The 20,658-nt window shown below is 41.8% G+C and carries 13 protein-coding genes and 1 pseudogene; 6 read left to right on the top strand and 8 right to left on the bottom strand.

All coding sequences use genetic code 11. From position 1 onward, the window contains the following. Positions 1-19 precede the first annotated feature (19 nt). Positions 20-820, top strand: coding sequence for a DUF2310 family Zn-ribbon-containing protein (locus tag FTU38_RS12700; protein WP_114237944.1), 801 nt, complete (start codon positions 20-22; stop codon positions 818-820). Positions 821-1,061: 241 nt separating this feature from the next. After that, positions 1,062-1,766 (top strand): IS6-like element IS1008 family transposase, encoded by a 705-nt coding sequence (locus FTU38_RS12705; RefSeq protein ID WP_043963410.1) that lies wholly within the window; start codon positions 1,062-1,064, stop codon positions 1,764-1,766. 292 nt (positions 1,767-2,058) lie between these two features. On the opposite strand, the gene FTU38_RS12710 is transcribed toward FTU38_RS12705, so the two are convergent. The 5 genes from FTU38_RS12710 to FTU38_RS12730 all read right to left on the bottom strand — a co-directional run bounded on the left by FTU38_RS12710 (position 2,059) and on the right by FTU38_RS12730 (position 9,288). After that, a complete protein-coding gene (locus FTU38_RS12710) occupies positions 2,059-2,634 on the bottom strand; it encodes a recombinase family protein (protein ID WP_075316580.1) in 576 nt (191 codons plus the stop codon). 179 nt (positions 2,635-2,813) lie between these two features. Then, positions 2,814-3,521 carry a hypothetical protein gene (locus FTU38_RS12715; protein ID WP_227518671.1) on the bottom strand — a complete coding sequence of 236 codons (708 nt, stop codon included), beginning with the start codon at positions 3,519-3,521 and terminating at the stop codon, positions 2,814-2,816. A 149-nt stretch (positions 3,522-3,670) separates the two neighbouring features. Further along, entirely contained in the window at positions 3,671-4,915 is a 1,245-nt protein-coding gene (locus tag FTU38_RS12720) for a hypothetical protein (protein WP_005100615.1), read from the bottom strand. After that, entirely contained in the window at positions 4,912-5,544 is a 633-nt protein-coding gene (locus FTU38_RS12725) for a hypothetical protein (protein ID WP_004676008.1), read from the bottom strand. Before FTU38_RS12725 ends, FTU38_RS12720 begins: the two co-directional genes overlap by 4 nt. A 24-nt stretch (positions 5,545-5,568) precedes the next feature. Beyond that, positions 5,569-9,288 (bottom strand): ATP-binding protein, encoded by a 3,720-nt coding sequence (locus tag FTU38_RS12730; protein WP_180111401.1) that lies wholly within the window; start codon positions 9,286-9,288, stop codon positions 5,569-5,571. 461 nt (positions 9,289-9,749) lie between these two features. On the opposite strand from FTU38_RS12730, the gene FTU38_RS12735 reads away from it, so the two are divergent. The 4 genes and pseudogenes from FTU38_RS12735 to FTU38_RS12750 form a co-directional block, all read left to right on the top strand. After that, positions 9,750-10,397 (top strand): hypothetical protein, encoded by a 648-nt coding sequence (locus tag FTU38_RS12735; protein WP_004827010.1) that lies wholly within the window; start codon positions 9,750-9,752, stop codon positions 10,395-10,397. Further along, the gene (locus FTU38_RS12740) at positions 10,394-11,116 is read left to right on the top strand and encodes a hypothetical protein (protein WP_159153672.1); all 723 of its coding nucleotides are present in this window, start codon (positions 10,394-10,396) and stop codon (positions 11,114-11,116) included. Before FTU38_RS12735 ends, FTU38_RS12740 begins: the two co-directional genes overlap by 4 nt. Beyond that, on the top strand, positions 11,098-11,808 hold the full coding sequence (locus tag FTU38_RS12745; RefSeq protein WP_004827016.1) for a serine/threonine protein phosphatase: 711 nt from the start codon (positions 11,098-11,100) through the stop codon (positions 11,806-11,808). Before FTU38_RS12740 ends, FTU38_RS12745 begins: the two co-directional genes overlap by 19 nt. 196 nt (positions 11,809-12,004) lie before the next feature. Beyond that, positions 12,005-12,241 (top strand): annotated as a pseudogene (locus FTU38_RS12750) (hypothetical protein); the annotation flags it as partial. A 124-nt stretch (positions 12,242-12,365) separates the two neighbouring features. Here the strand turns inward: FTU38_RS12750 and brxL are convergent. Genes brxL through pglX form a run of 3 tightly spaced genes read right to left on the bottom strand, consistent with a single transcriptional unit; the run spans position 12,366 to position 20,624 of the window. Beyond that, the gene (gene brxL / locus FTU38_RS12755) at positions 12,366-14,405 is read right to left on the bottom strand and encodes a protease Lon-related BREX system protein BrxL (RefSeq protein WP_159153674.1); all 2,040 of its coding nucleotides are present in this window, start codon (positions 14,403-14,405) and stop codon (positions 12,366-12,368) included. 29 nt (positions 14,406-14,434) lie between these two features. Then, positions 14,435-17,059 (bottom strand): BREX-1 system phosphatase PglZ type A, encoded by a 2,625-nt coding sequence (gene pglZ / locus FTU38_RS12760; protein WP_180111402.1) that lies wholly within the window; start codon positions 17,057-17,059, stop codon positions 14,435-14,437. A 43-nt stretch (positions 17,060-17,102) separates the two neighbouring features. After that, complete coding sequence (pglX, locus tag FTU38_RS12765; RefSeq protein ID WP_159153676.1) at positions 17,103-20,624, bottom strand: BREX-1 system adenine-specific DNA-methyltransferase PglX; 3,522 nt, start codon at positions 20,622-20,624, stop codon at positions 17,103-17,105. Positions 20,625-20,658 lie beyond the last annotated feature (34 nt).

Consider the following 20,658-nt stretch of genomic DNA (forward strand, 5'->3'; position numbering starts at 1 on the left):
TTAAGCATGAGATATAAAAATGCACGCCTTTGATATTATCATACCCCAATATACAGGTATCGCTGAAGATGATGATAGCCACGACCATGATGTATTTTGTTATTTAGGAAATTTAGAAGGCAACGGACAAATATTACCCCGTAACCATCATTTAGCTGTTAGCCAAAATGATATTACTCGCGTGACTGTGGTGTGTCCTGAAATGGATGCCCTTGACCGTAAAAATATGAACAGCTATGCCCAAGAAATGCACAATAAAATCGAACAGTTAGCAGGTAAACCCATTCAAACCTTGTATATCGGAGAAGACCATGACTATCCTCTTCCCCGTTATGCCGTACCAACGCAATCTGAATTTTACATGTTGCGTTGGGGCTGGAGTTCGCCTTTACTAGATGGAGTAACCTTACAAGGCATTCCTCTATATAAAATCCCATATACCCAACCTGATCACCCTTGTTATGATAATGTGTGGTCATGGTATCGTCAGGCTGAAGCGTTATATCGTTTGTGGCTTGGTTCTCAACCAGTAAGTGAAGCCTTTGCCTTAGAGCAAATGCAAAATCCCAATTCTGAGCATAGCAAAATAGGTCGAGAATTGTGCCGTATCATTGAACAAAGCACAGGTGTACCCACCTATTATTTTCTAATGAATTACCGTGATTGGACACAGGCAGAAGATATGGAACAAAAATGTCCACTGACAGGGCAGGATTGGCTATTGCCTGCCAATACCTATCACTATATTGATTTTAAATGCGATGAGAGTCGTTTGGTGAGTGAGTTGAGTCAAAATTGGTCGGATGAAAGCGAGGACTGACCGAATGAAAAATTATTTGTGGTAAGCTCATAAAGCCTATCAAGCATAGAGATAAAAATAACACCCAAACTATCTGTAACCAACCGTGAATCGTCTCGATATTTTCGGAGAGTGTTTTACTGGAATCAGGTACAGGACAAGTTTATTTTCAGTATACCCTAGCGGAACCACCTAAAAAGGCACTGTTGCAAATAGGCTGACATGATAAGCTAAATATCTTATTTATTTCGAGATACAGCAGATGAATCCCTTCCACGGTCGGCACTTTCAAGGTGAAATCATTCTTTGGGCTGTTCGTTGGTATTGTAAATATGGCATCAGCTATCGTGAACTTCAAGAAATGCTCGCTGAACGAGGCATAAATGTGGATCACAGTACAATTTATCGTTGGGTTCAGCGTTATGCTCCAGAAATGGAAAAACGGTTACGCTGGTATTGGCGTAACCCTACAGATTTACATTCATGGCATATGGATGAGACTTATATCAAAGTGAAGGGGCGATGGACTTACCTGTATCGTGCAGTTGATCAACGTGGTCATACGATTGACTTTTACCTTTCCGCTAGACGGAACAGTAAATCAGCCTATTGTTTTTTAGGAAAGATCTTCAATACGGTGAAAAAATGGCAAATTCCACGGGTCATCAATACAGATAAAGCAGCGACCTATGGCCATGCTTTATCACGGTTAAAGCGAGAAGGAAAATGTCCAGTAGATATTGAGCACAGGCAGATTAAGTATAAAAATAATGTCATTGAATGTGATCATGGTAAGTTAAAGCGAATCATCAGGGCCACATTAGGATTCAAATCTATGAAGACTGCTTATGCCACAATTAAAGGTATTGAAGTCATGCGTGCACTACGTAAAGGACAAGCATCGTCATTTTATTATGGTCAGCCTCAGGGTGAAGTGTGTCTAATCAACAGGGTTTTCGGTCTCTAAGCACTTTTTAAAGGGAACATCATCGACTCAAATCTCTATTTGCAACAGTGCCGTTATAACTACTAATATTCCAACACCTAGCTAATATTATTTTAAACTTAATCTTTAAAAGTTATAACAATAAATCAGCCCGTATTTTACAGGCTGATTTTTAGCTATTTCTTCAATAGTTTTTACCAACTTCTCAGCTCTTTCAATAAGAACCTCCTCAGCAATATAATTATTTTTACTTGAACCGTACCGGGTCAGTGTTCCACAGTTTTCATAAGATAAATAATTATAGTCGCCAATTTCAACTGAGTTCCTCTCCGGCTTTTAAATAGCGGTATACCGCTTGGCGGCTAATTCCAAATGCCTGGCCTAATGCCATTTTTGAAGGATACTGCCCTTCCTTCCATGCTTGTCGCAAAGCTTCAGCTTTATCAGGCTTCAATTTATGTACCCGGCCTTTGTACTTCCCTTGAACAGAGGCGAGTTTAATTCCTTCCTTTTGCCTTTCCAGAATGATTTCACGTTCAAATTGCGCAAAAGCACCCATCAGTTGCAGCATCAAATTATCCATCGGCGTGGATTGGGCAGTAAAAGTAATATTCTCTTTTACAAACTGGATAGCGATCCCTCTTTTGACCAGTTTATCTACTTCAGTGACCAAATCTTTTAGACTTCGTGCAAAACGATCCATGGAATGTACAATCACCCTGTCCCCTTCCCGGACATAGTTCAACATTTCTTGAAATTTCGGTCGGTCGGTATTTTTACCCGAAGCACGGTCAACAAAAATCCGGTCGACTTCAATTCCCTCAAGTTGACGCCCTGTATTTTGCTCGACCGAACTCACTCGCACATAACCTACTTTTTGGCCTTTCACTCTTTCACGCCCCAATTAGATAAAAATGAACAATTTCGTAAATTATAAATCTTAAATATCAAAGTTACATGTTATATATGGTTAAAAATCATTTAAATGTTACATAGTTTTAAGAACTTTTATATTGTTACTTTAGGGTATAGTCTAAAGTAACACCTTGAACTTTTGCAACAGTGCCCTTAAATTGCTATACACACCAATGGACCAAGCCGGTTCACGTTCTCTTGCATAACTGCAACTTTATTGAAGTTCACATGCTTCAAGATCGCTTTCATCGGCTCCGACATGCCTTCGGTTTCCGACAAATCCGAAATGTACTCTGACTGGTCTACATACTTATAGAAGTTGTTATCAGGGTGTTGTTCTTTAATGCTTTGCCAACATTGGGGAACCATCACAGAGACTGGTCTGATCAGGTTGAAATTATTGGCGATATTCAACCCATACAGGTCGAAATCGGTATACACCGCTACCGGACATTCTTCTGGCAGAACTTCAAGCAACTGATTGACTGACCGGCAGTTCTTACCATGCCCCCTGTAAAGGAATAGGCTGTCTTGCCATTCGAGTGGAACTTGCTGATACCAGTCCGAAATCCGTACAAGCATAGTGCCATTCTCAATAATGATCAGCTTCCTGATTTTTTCTACTGCAAGATGCTCTAAGGACACGGCTGTTGTCACGCCAGGATGTGCAATGTGCATCTCACCGGACTTTAACGGTAGTTGTGCATTGATCGCAGCAAACCAAAGCTGCTCACCGAAAACGCTGGCATTGCCAGACTTTTCATCTATACGATGATCAGCAAGCGATATTCGGTCTGCATTGGAGTCATACGTTACCTCTGGCTCCGTTTTTACATGCTTTCCGTACAGAACCCGAAGCACATCAAGATCTGATTCACTTAGATGCAGCTCACGTTTGATGATGCTACCGATCTGCATGTCTTTGTTCAGCATTGTCCATGTCTTGTTAAGCTTCACCACTCTGGTTTTAAGCTGTAAAACCGTCTGAATGATTGAGAGTTCTCTTTGCCCTAAGCGCATTGCATCACCTTTCCGTTGCTGTCTTTGCGACGAAACACGATATCTGAAATGTAGTAGTTGCCATTATATTTAGCATCCGTTTCACCCACTAACTGCAACTCAAGATGGTTTGAGTGGTTGAGTTCAAACTCATACAGGAGGCGACTAATCCAGTATTCAAATTTGCATCCAGGCTCTAGGCGTATGTAGGCGTTCTTTGCTGATATTTCATTGATTGCCGGACTGCCAAAAGCGTCAAAGAAGAAAAATGCAGCTTTATCCAGAGGTGAGACTGCCTTCACTATCGTATGCGTTGCCTTCTCTACCGGTGGGCGTTTTTTTTCAACAACTGGACCATCTTTTTTAACACGCTTCTGATTGGCTGTCTGAGCTACCGCAGATAAAGTGTTCTCAAAATCCTCAAGGTAGATATCGGCACGAGCTTTCAGCTTGATAAGTGGTACACGACGGAAGCTATCAGGTGCCTTGTTGAAATCAATATCGGCATTCAGCGTCCGGTTGTTGGCAAAATGACGGTGCAGCGCATCAATCAGATTGATTCGCTCCTGGGTTTTTATGTCCTTTTTCCATTCAAAGAGTTGCTTGTCCAGTCGGTGATGGCTGTGGTTCATTTCTTCAATGGCTTCAAACACGCTTGGCTTGAGACGTTTGGAGATCACTCTCTGCAAGTCTGCATCACCTACCGCCAATTCATCCATCGTATTTGGTGAAAGGATTTCCAGTGCCGTAATTAGCATTTTGGCAGTCTTTAAGCTTTGTTCAGCCTTACGCATTTTCATGTCGTAGTTGTTGAACAGCGACAGATACTCAAAGCACTGATCGGCAAAATTGGTCATGTTCTCGCTGATATTGTTTGAAAGCTCAATAATCAGGTCACTTGCTTCAACCTTTAATACTTCGGCACTTTCCGGGTCCTCGACTTTTGACAAGGCATAGTCGGTACTCACCGTTTTGATACGATCAATCAGACCGCTAATGTCGGGTGCGGAAATGTTGCGTTTCTTTCTGTTTTTATAGAAATTCACAAACTCAATGACGAAGTTTCTTAGATGCAGCGTGTTTTTTTCTGCATCCAGATACCCAAGATCGCAAGACAGCAAATTATCAATCAAGGATTTGTTTGATTCATTGACCTGAATAGACGAACTGGTAAACATGATTGCTTCGGCAATAGCATCAATGTTTGCAGAGAAAACCTTCGCCCCACGTTCAGCCGGATTCACGAAGTCGATCATAGTAACTCGCCCTGCTCCACATCATCTGTTTGAGTGATATCAATCGCATTGTGTTCGGCAAGGTACTCAGCTTCATCGTAGAAAATCGACCAACGTGAAGTTGCCAAAAACTCAGTACCCACAACCCCAACCGGCACTAAATATTCGCGCTGTACCAAAAACTGAATAACACCGTTGATCTGGTCTTTCACTGTGCTTGCGGTCTTACCCAACTTTGCAGAGAGTTCTTTTAGCCCTTTTTGGACATGCTTGGACTTCTCCACTTCAACCAGGATTTCACCAGACGTAATTCTGTCGCCTCCAATCAGAGGTTCATTGCGCCCCCCTGCCTTTCTGAACAGTCGCAGCCAGTCCACAAGTGGCTCCATTTTGCTGACGTTTTCCTCAAACTGTTTGGTGATGACCTTTTTGATCTCAGGGTCACTTTCAATATCAAGGTAAATCAGGAAATACCCACCACCGCACGGTGTCTGAATACACTTTTTGCCTAGAAAACTAATATGGTTGTTTAGTTGATCTAAAAATTCGACATCATTCAAAAACTCAAAGTTCTCAAAATCACTCCACTGGTCAATTAGATAACCTTCTAATAATTTGGTCGCTACTTTTGTTAATCGTTTATCAGCCATTTAAAATTCTCCACTTTTTCCCTATTAGACTGGTTCTGCTGCAAGCAATGGGTTATCGCCTTCGATTTCCAGTGGAACAACAGTGCTGACACCATTGGCTCCAACAATGTAGAGATTCTTAAACTTGTGGTTAGAGGTTGAGTTTTCCGGTTGAGCACAGACCAGATAGATTTTGTTATGGTCCATCATGTCGAACAGCAAATTGGTGTTGATCGCATCAAAGTTGCCAATCTCGTCAAGCGGGATATGGATGTAGGTCGAGTTATCAGGGCATAACTTCCGTGACAATGCGAGGAACATGATCAGCACCAGAATACGTGACGTTCCTGTACTCCCTGCACTGGTAAAGTCGTTGTCAGTACGCAGCTCGGCAAGACGACCATTGTTCATCACGCTCATTTTCAGACGTACCATAGAGCGGATATCATCAGTATGTCCTTTGGTGCTTTCAATTGCCTTTAAGGTGTATTCACAGCAACGAATGAAATCCTCGCTCGGAATGGAGCTGCTTTGCATGTTTTCAAAGGATTGATAGTCCTCACACTGCAAAACAAACTGATTGAGCTGATCTAGGGTGTTCTTGTCATTCAGCACACTTTCCAGATTCATTGAGAAGTCAGTGAATGCCTTGAACTTGTTGCTACGGTTCAGGTAACCAGACAGTTCCGTAGATACGCTCTTTAAACGCTTATTTAGATTAAGGATTTCCTGAATATAGTTACGCAACTGAGCCGATTTATTACGGAAAATGTTTGTGACTGCATCATGCTTTTTCGGCAAGTCGTAGTCCATGATGCTTTCGATGGTAGACATGGAGTTAATGGTGTTCATGGTTTCACTGGTAGTCCCCATACTCTCCATCTTTTCCTCAAACAGCTTGAACAGAGAGAAGGCTTCATATTTGCGCAGTAATGCCTTAGAAGCGTTTGTCTGCAAGCGTAATTGATAAATCTGTTTCTTCTGTGTATCAGCCAACGTACCCAGATCACGAGAGAAGCTGTCGAAGCTTAAAAACTCAGGTCGATCTACCTCTACCAATAGGATATCGTCATCGAACAGGTTTTCGATTTCACGCCCCTGTTTATCCAGCTTTTTGATTTTCTCCCTGAAATCTTGTGCACTCGCTTCAAGATTGTCCACTCTTGTACGAAGGGAGGTTCGGACTTGTTCAAGCTCACTTTCCAGTTTGGAAAGATTGTGGCTGTATTCAGATACAAGTTTCAGAGCTTGGTTCATGTCCTCGATATGGTTCTGCTTGTACTGATAGTGGTTTTTCTTCCACATATCGTACTCAGCCAAAATGCTTTCATAGCCTTTGACTTTGGTGTGCTGTGCAATCGCAGCCTTGATCTTCATTTCTGCCTGTTTCAGGATATTTTCATCCACGCCTTGCTCACGCAGTTTGCTGTGATACAGGTTGGTCAAATCATCCATCTTGGCTTGATAGCTGCTCTCTAGCTGCTTTTCCTTTGTGGCAATCAGATCAAGCTTGATACGCAAGTCTGCATAGGACGCATCATAGCTCTCCTTTAAGCCATTTTTTTCAAGCATGTTGGCTGATCGAAGCTCACCACGTTTCTTCGGCTCAATCTGATTGTTGAAAGTTTGCAGCTCGTATTTCGCTCTATTTACAGCTTCTTGCTCAATACGTGTAGCTTCTGCCTTCTTCGCTTTCAGCTCTTTCTCAGTCTGGTCATAAACCTGTCGGGCTTGCTGCTTCTCGTTTTGCAGGGTATTTAACTCATTTTCGAGTTTAACAACTGCAATATTGGTCTCGTTGATCTCTCTATGGATGGACTGAGCCAGATGCGATTGCTTGTCGTACTGCTCAACCAAAGAAGCCGTGTAAATCTCGGCATCTTTCAGACGTATTTGTAGTTGCTCAAGACTGTCGGCTTCCCCTGGAATCTCCAACTTGTTCAGGTCTATTTCAAGACCATAGAGGCTTAGGGCATTGGCATTCACGCCAGTTTGCCAGACAGGGTTCAGGTTGGTTTTGAAGAAAAGCTCAGGATTGATGACCTTCGCAATGGTAGTACGCCAGTCCACATCTTCATTCGGTGCATCATTCAGGAACCGTAGCAAGGTGTCTTTCTGGAACAGGGTTGTACGCAGATTCTCTTCTGACTGCTTGGCTTTCTCAAGCTTGGCTTTTAATCCATTAAGATCATACTGCGCCTTGTTTTGATCAAAATTAAGTTGTTTAAGCTTGTTTTGAGCCGCTTTCAATTCGTCAGACTTTGCAGACAAGGTATTATCTTTGACTTCATAAGCCAACTTGAGGCGCTGTAGCTGTAGGTTTTCTTCATCCGTAAACAGTGTTGATTGGTGCATGCGCTCCATAGCTGCTGACTGGATATCCAGAAGCCTTTGACGTTCACTGGAAATTTCTTGATCAAGAATTTGGAGCTGTTCAGCCTGTTTGCGCTCAAGCTCTTTCACCTTGAGATCAAAGCGGTTTCGCAACTGGTTGATTGCCTCCTGAACCTCGTTAGATTCAGCATTAAGGGCTTCACTGGATGCCATTTTTTCACGAAGCAAATCTGCTGAATGCTTGTCGTACTCGCGGTTGATATTTTCGTAGCTTTCAGTCAAAAACTGTTTGTATTTCTTCGCTTCTTCAATCTCGTTGAAGTAGTGCGCACGTTTCTTATATTCCTGTTCCATGACGGAAATATTCATGTCTTGATAACGTCTTTCCGCAACTTCAATATCATGAATTGCCTGTTTAAAGTTACCTGCAGACTTTTCTTTTACTGCAATCAGCTCTTTGACTTGTACAATCTGGTTATTCAGGTTACGGACTGTCTCATTCCCTTTGTTCTTTACCGCATAGATTTCATGCTCTATCGAACTGATCTGCTGCTCGTAGTTCACCACATGGTCCCGGAGTACCAACAGGTGTGCATGAAGCGCATTAAAGGAGGCTAAGACCGCATTCTTTAACTGAATGCCAGAGATAATCTTCTGCTTTTCCGATTGAAGGCTTTGTAGGGCTTTCACATCATTGATGGTTGCTAACCAATCTGCGGTAGAGGTTGGTTTTGTTTTGATTTTCTCGTTGTCCAAATACGCTTCAATTAACATGGTTTTGAAGTTTGAGACAACATTGTTCTGGTTAATCGTTACCTGGGTCAGATTGCTCAGGAATTTTAGCTGTTGTTTGCTTCCAGACAGTGAATAGCGGTTGCATAAATCACGAAGGTTTCTTTCACCTGTCAGTCGTGATTTATCTGCAGTCAGCGTATAGATATATTCAGGGATGCTGTCGATCTGACGGCTCACATCAACGCCAGATTTATAAACCTGATCAAATACGTCTTTCACATTCTGAGAAAGACCCAAGATTTCCAGACTGCTCTCACTTAATAGCGTATCTTCCGCGCATCCATCAACAAATCGGTAGTTGTGCTTGCCCTGATTATTATTGCGATACAGCACCACACACTTTGTACCTGAGTGAGCAAGGTATTCAAAAATCACCATGCTTCGACTGCTCGGCAAATAGTAGTCTACGAAATTTTTCTTGTTTGCAGCTTTCTCTATTAACCCATTTGGTGAGGCACCAAAGAAAATAGGAATCAGGTTCAGGAATGAGGTTTTCCCTGCACCGTTGATACCGGTAATGTTTGTATGACCACCACTAATATCAACTCGGAATAGTTTAGATGAAAGAAAAGAATCATAAAGAATGATTGACTGTAAACCTTTCATAGAGGTTTCTTGAGGGTTAATAATACTCATTATATACCTTTTATAAATATTCATAAGTCTAATGGATACTTCAATTTTAAATAAAAACTGTAACTTTCCCTGATCTTATACTTTTATTAAATATAATGGCGGTTATCCGACATAGACACCAACTATCCCCAATTTCTGCGGATAAAACCGGGACAACTTTTAGCCATTTTTGTACGCCCTGGCGCACAGAGATTTAGGGATTTTGCGGCTAGGGCAGCTGCGGTTTTTTACTTATGATGAAGTCATACAGGAACAGGACGTTCCGGAACATAAAACAATAACGATAAGTTCTAGCACCAGGATTATTAGGTAGACAGCCCTACCTAGCACCAAACATGAAAAAGCCCGACAAGATGTCGGGCTTTTTTATTTAATATTATTTTTAAAAAATACTTGCAAATAGTGTAATGAGTTGATCAAATATGAATTCAGTCCACGGATTAAGGACAAGGTAACTTAATATGATTAAACCTCAAGACATTCTAGTTCTCGTAAAACTGATCTCTATTGAGAATCAGCACCAGATATTCAAAGAATACTATTCAGAAGCACAACTTGAGTGGGATAAATTAGAAGATGAGCAGTTAGATATCTTTTTAAAATTAAGTGCTTTTTATGATTCTTTATCAATCAGAGGGTTGGCTGAAGCAGTAGTTATTAGTAAAAGTGAGGTTGCAGAATCTTTAAAGCGTTTAATCAAGATAGGGCTATTGATCGTAACCTCTAATTCACCATTTAAGCGATTAGAGCTAGTAGAAATGCAATGGAAAACCAATAGAAGAGCTCTCTTAGACCTAATTATTTACAGTTTTCAATACTTTTTCCATACAGAAGTTGGTGCTATTGATATTGGTATTCCTACTGTTTTCAATAATAAAAAACTTTCAGATCATTTATCGTATTCTTCTTCATTACCTTATATTTGGCCCGCTCAAAGCTATCAATCAATTTCAGGATTAGCAGTTGAACCATTATATAAATCTGTACCATATGCAGCGTTAGATGATAATTTCCTGTATGAAGTTTTTGCTCTTATTGATGTGTTTAGAATAGGTTCCCCAAGGGAAAAGAAAATAGCTGAAAAGTTATTACGTGAGTATCTACAATGAATAATGCTTTAACACAAATGAAGATGCTAGAGCAGGTTATAAGTGCTTTAAGCGAGGATCTTATCAAAGACCTAGTATTTATTGGAGGGTGCACTACTAGCCTGTTTTTAGATCCAGAAAATTTATCTTTATCAACTAGATACACTCAAGATGTTGATTTAATTGTAGATATAAAGACTACAACCCAATGGTATGAGTTAGATGAGAAAGTCAGAAAACTAGGGTTTAAAAATTATCAAAGTTCAGATCCATTTGAAAAGAACACGGACTTCACTTGTCGCTACCAACTAGGGGAAGATCTAATTGTAGACTTTATGCCCACTGATGAAAAAATTTTAGGCTTCTCTAATTCTTGGTATCTAGAAGCTTATAAGAAAAAAGTAGAGTATAAGCTAGGAAATAATTTAATTATCAATACCTTAATGCCTGAATATTTCTTAGCAACCAAGTTTGAAGCATTACATGGCCGTAAAGAAGATCCCTTATATAGCAAAGACTTAGAAGATATCATCACAATTTGCTTGGGACGATCCTCCTTAGTTGAAGAAGTCTATAATGCTCCAACAGAACTCAAAGATTACTTATCTGACCAATTTAAAAAACTCACTGAATTAACTGATTTTGAAATCATAATGGAAGATCAATGTAGATTTGGCTCAAGAGAAAGAGCTTTACAAGTAATTCAAGCGATCATAAAACAATGGCCAAAAGCATATTAATAAACTCCTTTTCCTTATGTCAGAATCTTAGCGCACCAGAAAAATTTGGAATCGATGCTGTAGGGAACCTTACTGATAATGAAAATCTATATTTTTGTTACGTAGTGGATGGTCATGGGGGATGTAAAAACAGCGACATACTAGTTAAAAATTTTCAGGCTTATGTGCTTTCTTTGAAGGACGTCTTTGCTCAATTAAATAATACTACACAAGATATACATGATTTTTTTGAACGTCTAACAGAGAATTTTTATATAGAACATCGGGGAAAATTGCGACCTGCAGCAATGAGTATTTTGATGGTTATTTTTAGTCAGACTCAAATTTATTCAGCACATTTGGGTGATTGCAGACTTGGGAAAATCAATAATGAGCAACAAATCAGTTGGATTACTTATCCTCATAATTTAGCGATGAGCTTAAATAATCAAACAGATCCCCAAAGTATCGAAATGATACTTAGGTCTTCTTCAAATGATAATATTGTCACCAAGTCATTTAATACAAAAAAGTTAAAACCCTTGAGCTTTAAGACCTTAGATATTGAAAAAAAATCCACATATATTCTAGCATCCGATGGATTTTGGAAGCTTTCAGAAAATGATATAAAAACAATAATTTATAGCAAAAATTTATCCGAAGTATCTTCATTATTTGATGATATTTCTCTATGGGTTATATCATTCATTTAACATAAAGTCTCATATACCCAATTCGGATGTTAAAATCAAATAAACCTAATTTTTATAAGCAGATACTCGCTATGAACCGTACCGGGTTTGTCGGAGAATTTTTATTTAAGTTAGGCCACCTGACCTAACGGGTTAATCTTATCATTGTACATTGCTTCAAACTCAAAAGGCGATACATTGTCAACGGCATTCTAAAATTGCCCCCTTTTACCTTACAAATGGCAAAGTAAAATTGACCCCTGAAATCAGAGAAAGAGCGGTTCAATTACTAATTGAATCTGAAAAAGATTATCCTTCTACTTGGGCAGCAATCACAGCTATTGCTCCTAAAATCGGTTGTACTCCTGAAACATTGCGTGTTTGGTATCAAAAATATTTAGATCAACAAAATCCTGTCAAAATACAACAGATATCTGATCAAGAAAAAATGAAGGGTAATCCCCCACTAAAATACTAGCTCTTTAAAAGAGGCAGTATTATGCTTTTACAACATGGTGTTTAACTTGAGAAACTGAATTTAAAACAATCTACTGTAACTCTTCCAGACAGATATGAAATTAATCCACCCCTAGCCCCTTAAACACAGCATCTACCGGATCTGCATAAAAGCTGGTCTGGAACTTGGTAAACAGTTCCACAGGAATCGTTGGGATATCTGCCGCACTACTCATTGGCAAAGCAACCTTCTTGGCACCAGCATCAAAAGCAACTTGCAGACATTCGGCAATACTTTCCACCGGTGTCACAGAACCACCCAAGCTCATATCACCCAGTACCACCATCTGACTTTGTACCGATCGTCCTAACAGGCCAGAAGCGAAAGCCACTAAACTTGGTAAGGCAAGATGGCTGAGCGGCCCGGTATTCTGTAATTCAACCACATGTAAGTGGAAGTCATGTTCCAGCACCTTACTGCCACCCGATATTCTGGATGCATTGGCCTTGAAGTAGTCAAATGCGATTTTGACCTGCTCCTTGGCACTGCTTGAATTCCATAAGCCTGATGTCGCCAATTTTCCAGAACCTTTGGTCACTTGAAGTTCTAAGCGGTATAACCCCGGCATGCCTTTATTACTCAGCCCGATGGTATACAGAAAACCTGGCTTGGCTGGACCTTCAGGAATCAGTCCGCCACCCCCCTGCTCTTTGACGGAAACAAAGTGCTCTTCTAGGGTGTCATTGTCGATATAGCTAAAATGCACATCATAGAATTCCATCCCTCCAATTTTCTTCAGCTGTTCTTTAACCCGACGGCGCACCTGCAGTGCATATTGAAGACATTGCCGTACATCTTCTTTATTAAACTGACCGTGTGGGTAGAGCAGCTTCATCAATCCAGAAACCGTCTTGCGAACGGCGATCACATCACGCTGATTCAGGTTATTTCCGAGTTTGAAGTACTTCTCAATGGAATCTGCAAAGCTACGCTTGCGCATTTCCCGGAAGAATTCAGCCAGATAATCAACAATCAGGCCATAACGGTTGGTGAAGAACTCCGGGCGCATCTTGGGAATTTCCCAGCCGGGGATGTAAGCATGAAAACGATCGAAGAATGCCGAATCAATCATGGCTTCAGGGAACGGCGCCAAGAGATGGCTTGTTTTAACCAGAGATTCCACACTTTGGTTAATATTACCCACAAAAACCATCGAAGCTGAGGCTTCCATCTGTTCACGACCACGGGCAAAAGATCCAGAGGCCATGTAGTCTTTCATGATCTGTACGCCATCTTTGTCCTTAAAGGAAATACCAGCGACTTCATCAAAGGCCACCACATCCCAGAGTCCAACCAGACCAATACGGCGGCTACTCATGTTATAGAACAGATTGGCGACAGTGGTTTGCCCACCTGAAACTAGAATACTATTCGGTGAACACTCTTTGTAAATATGGCTTTTCCCGGTACCGCGTGGTCCAAGTTCACAGACGTTATAGTTATTTTCAACGAACGGAACCATACGCGCTAATAGGTGCCATTGCACGTCCTCTTTTAACGAAGCCGGTTCCATGCCGATCGAACGGATTAAACTCTCGCGCCACTGATCAGTGCTTAATGCTGCTCTGCCACTGAAAAGTTCATCCATATTCATATTCGGCATTTGAATCGGCTTGAGTAAACTCACCCCAAATGGAGAATTGGTTTGTCCTTCTTCATAATAGTAACTGAGCGTAGCAATGACCCAGATACCACCAACAAGTAATTTTTCATACTCTTTGACGATGCCTGCCGAGATTTCGGCATCTTTGATGCCCAGATTACTAAATGATGCTTCGTATTTGTCTTTACGCTCATTCAGTTTTACAGTCACCCGATCAATGACCTTATAACTGCCCCGTTCACGGACCAGGGATTTCACCTTCTCGGCTTCATCCGGTCGGACGTAGTTCTCAGCCAGTACGGTCTTTACGTTACGTAGTCCCTGTTCAATGATCTCTGGATCATCCGAGGCACAGTACATCCCCAGCAGGTATTCGAGTACATAGACAGGGACATTTGCCCCTTCTTTGATCAGTTTAGTCAGATCCTTACGTACCACCCGCCCAGCAAAGTGTTCATTCAGCAGCTGATCCAGTTCTTTATCGTTAGCAGATTCCATGTAGGCTACGCTCTATCGTTAATTCGTTATCAGGAGAAGTCATCGGTAAATGCCAGATCAATGGTGACCTTATAGCGTTGCATTTCGATATTCAGGTCTTTGTCCTTCAGCACTAGGAAGTAATCCTTCTTACGGTCAAAATCAGTACCGGATAATGACAGTCTGACCTGTTTGACCCGATCGGCAACAGAGTCGGTACTGCTATCAAAAGTCAAGGTTTCTTCACTGGAAACTTTAAGATCCCCATCATAAATGGCAATGGATAAAGTCACTGGCATGACCAGCTCACTGACAGCTTCGGTTTGCATCAAATCAAACTTCTGGATGTTATTGACCATCTTCAGCGTGGATTTGGTAGAAATGACCTCAACTTTACGCTTGGTCCGCTGTCCAGCCTTTTCACCACGCAGCTGTTTTACTGTCAGTACAGGCACTACGATTTCCTGAGGCATGATTCCGCCATGTACGAAACGTGAGCCTCCCACAAAATGGAAACGGTTCGCCCCTTTTGGAATCCAGAAATCAGTCGCAGATAGTGTGCCTGCCGTAGCTTGGGTTGAGCCTTTCCATGCTTCCTTGCTCTCTGGTAAACCATGCCCAATCACATAGCGTTTTTTGCTTTTCAATGCATTGGTCGGTTTTTCAGTCAAGCTTGAACGATCCGCAGATTCCAGTTTACTTTGCTGGAACAAGAAGCCATGGTCGGCTGTGATCAACAGGGTAGAAATATTGAAATGCATCAAGATTTTGCGGCTAAGTTCGGTCAGTTCTTCAATGGCATGTTCCACCGCCATAAAGGTTTCTGATTCTGTAGAGGCACTGTCTCCCCGAGCATCAATCACGTTGTGATAAACGTAAATCAAATCATGGTCTTTAAGTGCTTCACGGCCTTCATCACGCGACCAACCTTTTACCGTTTCAGCGGTAACCGCCAATCCATTATAGGCAGCCAGAATTTTGGATCGTGCTGCAGTCCCTTTGCTGGACTGCCCATCTACTAAAACATCATCACCTGCGGCCTCTTTGTACTCCAAAGTCTGATGCGGCAACAACGAGGCCATGCCAAGTGTGGTGTAACTTGGGACAACGCCCAGCTGTGAAGACAATGTCGCTTCAGAATAACGCTTTTCATTGATACGATCACGCAGCTCTACCGCAGCTTCATAGCGAAAAGCATCACTGATGATCACCACAATACGGCGTTTCGTTGCAGAATTCAGCAAGGGTCTGACATGGGTATCATAGAAGTTTTGCTGATTTGGGATATCTGCCATTTTCCAGACATTCAGACGTTGCTCTGCTTCAATCCGCTCTCCCCAGTTGCGCGCCATGTGATCGATATACCAGTAGGAATAGCAATTTTCGACTTCTTCATCGAGTTTTTTCAGGATATCGACATGAGCGCGTTGAGAAGCAGCACTGTAGTGGCGATAAGCCATATCAAAGCGATACAACTCCTGCTCGTAGGCTTTATACAAAGCTTCACTCGAGTCGAAATAGAAACCGGCATCAAACTGCTGTCGCAGGCTAAACAGCTCAATGGCTGCCTGCAACGCTGTATAGACAGTACGATATTTACGGCGTGTTGCATCATCCTTATGTTTGGAAGCCCAATAGCCATCCAGACGGGTAGAAATAATCGTTCTGAAATGTTCCAGTTCAGCTTTGGTTGCTGCAGGGATCTGGCTGGCCAGATCGACAATGATCTTTTGTTCAATCACTTCAAAGGTCATGACATCGAGCAGCTGCTCCAGATCAAAGACCCCGACCTTCTCCTGGATCCGCAGTGCATTGGCCACGGTCTGAGAGAGTGTATCGAAGGTTGGGTAGTATTTAGAACTGTCTCTCCAGCGCGACAAAAAGGCTCTAGCCGTCGCACGGGAGCTGACGGATGACATCACCAGTTCTTGAGCCCATACGGGGATATCGCCCAAGCTTTCACAGAAACCTGTGCTCATCAAACGGATAAAGAACGTACCGAGCTTGAATGGTGCTTCCCCATTCAACTCTTCAACCGATGCTGGATAACCAATTTCCGCCTGTAATGCTGTGACTAAAGCTGGCACTAGTTGGAATTTTTCCAGTTCAGCAAAGGAGTCTGGATTTACTTCCAGAGCCAGGTTCTGCTGTACCATTTCATCTGCCAGTGCCAGAACGATATGCATAAGTTCGGCACTGTCAGCCTTGACCACAGCCGCAATCATGGCCATATCCAGATCCTGTGCATCTGCATCAGGCTGGATATAGCGTTTCAATGTACTCAGACGGGCTTTGGCTTTAAGGAATTCTTCACGTTTGGCCAGATGTTCTCTTAGACTCTGCTGCTGTAAACCCAGCTCATTGAAAATAATCGAGAAACGATCGGCATAGAAGCTGCGTGAATACAGCTTGATGTCCAGTAACCAGTCTTTTTCGGTCTCAGGCTCAGGACTAGGGAAATACAGCAAGTATTTACCCTGCTGATCCTCAAGTTCCAGTTTGAGCTTGATCTCCAGACTCGACTCTTCTGCCATATTCAGAATATGAACATCATTCAGTTTTAACGCCTTTACTTCTTCGCTAAAGGACTGTTCCGCATCGTACCAGAAGACAATCCGGTGCTGTTCAATATAAAAGGCTTGTTCCAGACCTTGTTGTAGTTGACTTAAATTCATGCAACGACCTCATCAAGGTCTAGTACCGGAGAAAAAGCATTCATCATTTCTCCCCCGTAATCGCTTTGACTTCAGCCAACAAGTCCCCAAACTTGCCATAGTTCACTTTCACCCCATCATCTAGATCCAGTGAAATACGCTGATCGGCATAATGGCGCAGTTTTTCCTCAAAACTACTGAGTTCAGCCTGTTGCTTATGCAGGTTTTGCAGCTCTTTTTCTTTTCGTTTGATTTCAGCAGCAGAATCACTGTTTTCTATTTCACTTTGCAAAGAATTGGCCATAGCGGACATTTTAGAAATCAGCGGCATGACGTATTCGGTACGCATACGTGCCAAGGTACTTTCGTTATAGCGGTGTAAATACACCAATGCTTGGAAAGCCCCCTGTTTACCACTGCTAAATAACCAGTAGATCGGCCGCTTTTTATAGGTCTGCATGTGATCTTTATAGAACTTGCTAGCGAGGTAACGGCGAATGGTATCTTCAGCTGTTTCACTGGCTTTTTTATCCAAGCTTTCTGCCAGCCACTGCATATTGGCATCTAGCGTATCTTTACCCCAAACGGCAGTTAGGAACTCTCGAATACGGTGCGTTGCATCATCTTCAAACCAGTGCATTTCGGTCAGTGGAATAATACCGTCTGCATCGGCTGGGAATCTTTGATACCGGCTGGCATCAAAGTCTTGATTGCCTGCATGGGCATAGATCAGACCTGGTTCGTCCAGGCTATAACGTCCCATCATACAGCCAAGCGCATAAGAGACTAAACGCTGGCTGTCTTTTTCACGGTCGGCACGGGTGAGCGTGATTTGCTCATCGGGTACATCTGGTGTCAGTTCGTCCTGTAAACCATAAGCATCAATAAACAGCTTATTGTTTTCTTCTTCTAGCCGTTTCATTTCAGCCACGGCGTCAGCATTTTGCTGTTGCCATGTGTTAAATGCTTGTTCTAAATTGGATTGTTGGGTACGAATAATAGGGTTTTCAGTAAAGTCCCATGAGGTTTCGTAAGAGTCCCAATCAATTTTAGAAATTTCATATAGCTTATTTTCAATTTTAGATAACCGACTATCATCAAATATTTTTTCTAAAACAGGAGTTATAGCTATTACTCCATTACTGTAATGTAATCCTTGCAGAGAAATATTAACTAAGGTCTGAAAAACTTTAGAGTTCATAAAACCGTGCAAAATAGATTTATGCTCTTGTTTCTTTAAAATGGCTGTTGGACCTGTTGTGTCAAATACAAAGCCTTGACCAACACTTCTAGCATTAAAATAACTTGAAGTTAAATCACACCAAGTCACTCCTCCTTTAAAATAATCATGCGCATTACGGATAACACTTTTCTCAAATTTTCTTAATTCAAAACCATCATTTTCCCAATTTATTACCCACTCATTATTCCCATACCATCGTCTAAAGCCCCCCCCTTTGCTATGAGGAAACCATTTTCGACCTGATTGAATTGCCTTAGTAGCGTCTGTAGCCTCAAAATAAATTTGATTTATATTTAATTCATTCCATAGTTTTAAATACAGATTATTATCTGCGGTAGCTAACCCTTGTCTTGCATCAGCATATTCTTTTAATGGTTTACCAAATGTGAATGCATCTACTATTTTATCACTCACCCAATAAGCCACAGGACTTCCAGGTATTTTCTTAAAATCATCTGGTTTAGCAGAAAAAAACCAACCACAATCAGGATTGTTAATCGCTTCTATAGTTTTCGGTGCTTGATTTTCATGTCCCTTAAATTCAGATAATTTAATATAACCACCAACAAAATTTGCTATGTGTGATTTTCCTACAATGAAAGCACATACAGGGACACACGCTGGTTCAAAGGCATTGTATTCAAGTTGAATGAGTGATTGTATTGTCGCATCTGTAATCAATTTGCTACGCATTTGCTCATAGGACGAAATAAACATCCATACGTAAGGTGTTACAAACGCTGTTTCACCTGATGCTTTAGAAAGTTCTTGGCATCGCTCTATAAACATTGCGAACATATCTGACTTGCTGTCAGGGAATGTCTTTTTCGCAAAATCTTTAAGTGCTGTATTCATGCCTTTACCGCCCATATACGGCGGGTTTGCAATTACTGCATCATATTGTTTAGCAAGTAATATAGCTTGTTGTACTAAAGGCAATAACTCTTGTGCTGACTGTTGTGCAAAAATATCCCCTGACTCTAAAGCTGTATTCAGCTTGGTTTCTAAATCAGGCAGCTTTTTAGCAAATGCTTGAGGAATTTGAATCAAAGAACCAAAGTTCGAAGCATGTTCAAATAGGTCCAACAGTTCTTTTAAATCTGCCTGTGCAATATTGGCACTAGCTAAATCTTGGCTAAATGCTTCTAAACGTTCAGGTTGACTGTCTTGTAGCGCAATAATATTCAGCTTTGGTGGATTGCTAAATAAACGGCGGTCATCTTCACGCGCTTTCATCAACAGTGCAAAACTGGCGAGCTGTGCTGCACGGGTATCAATATCAATCCCGTACAGGTTGTTTTCCAGAATCAAACGTGGAATATCACGACTGCGGTAACCACGTTCCAAATAAATCGCTTTTAAGCAATCGTAGGCTTCCACCAGAATATGCCCCGAACCACAGGCCGGATCGAGCACGGTAATGCTTTCAGGGTTTAAAGTATCGCCATCTTCACTAATGCGTACATCAATCAGCTGTTTCAGCTGGGCATTGACTTCATCACTTTGCTCAGCCGGCTGAATATAGTATTCCCACTCACTGGCCAGCGTACTATCAGGCTGTGCCATCATCCATAGACGACCAACACTGTTTTGCACCAGATATTTCACAATCCAGTTTGGGGTGAATAACTGTGTCGCGGCAGGAATGTCCTCACTCTTGACGACTTTACCAATCACCTGATCTTTCTTTTCAGAAATATAGAACTGATACAGCCAACCAATAATCTGCACATCCGACCAGTCTTCTTCTGGAATGCTGCTGACCAGATCACGAATCAAAGAATCGGTTTTGGTCAAATTGTCAGGTAATAGTAGTTCAGATTCATCAGACACCTGTTCGAACAGGAGTGGCATGACCTGATTCAACGCATGACACTGCGCTAGTAACAATTCACGATAGAGTTCTTCGTCTTTATTGCCATCCAGCTTGAGTTCAGCCACACGGCTGGCATCTAAATTCGGTAGCTCAATGTCCAGACATTCTTCCAGAATCTGTGGCAAGCCTGCACTACCATCGGCACTGCTGAGCACACGGCGACCATGATCCAGTAAGCCTTTGCATTCCATGTAACGAATGGCACAGAGACGGTTAAACCAACTGTAAGCGATATAATCAATCGTCTGCTCAAAACTGCTGGTTTGAATGCGCTTGATCAGCTTGTCACGTGGTTTCATGACGGATAGCGGAAAAACCTGATCGCCAATCAGCAGCAAGTCGCCTTTCTGTTCTGCCGGTAAAATGCGGTCTGCGGTGATGCCATACTTGGCGGCCTGCTTGCGCATCGCTGCGATAAAATCGTTACGTGCTTGCGGTGCGTATTTTTTAATATGACTGGTATTCATCTTTAAACCTTTAATTAATGGCTGATGCCGATAT

Source organism: Acinetobacter sp. YH12098 (assembly GCF_013419235.1).
Classification (GTDB): domain Bacteria; phylum Pseudomonadota; class Gammaproteobacteria; order Pseudomonadales; family Moraxellaceae; genus Acinetobacter; species Acinetobacter amyesii.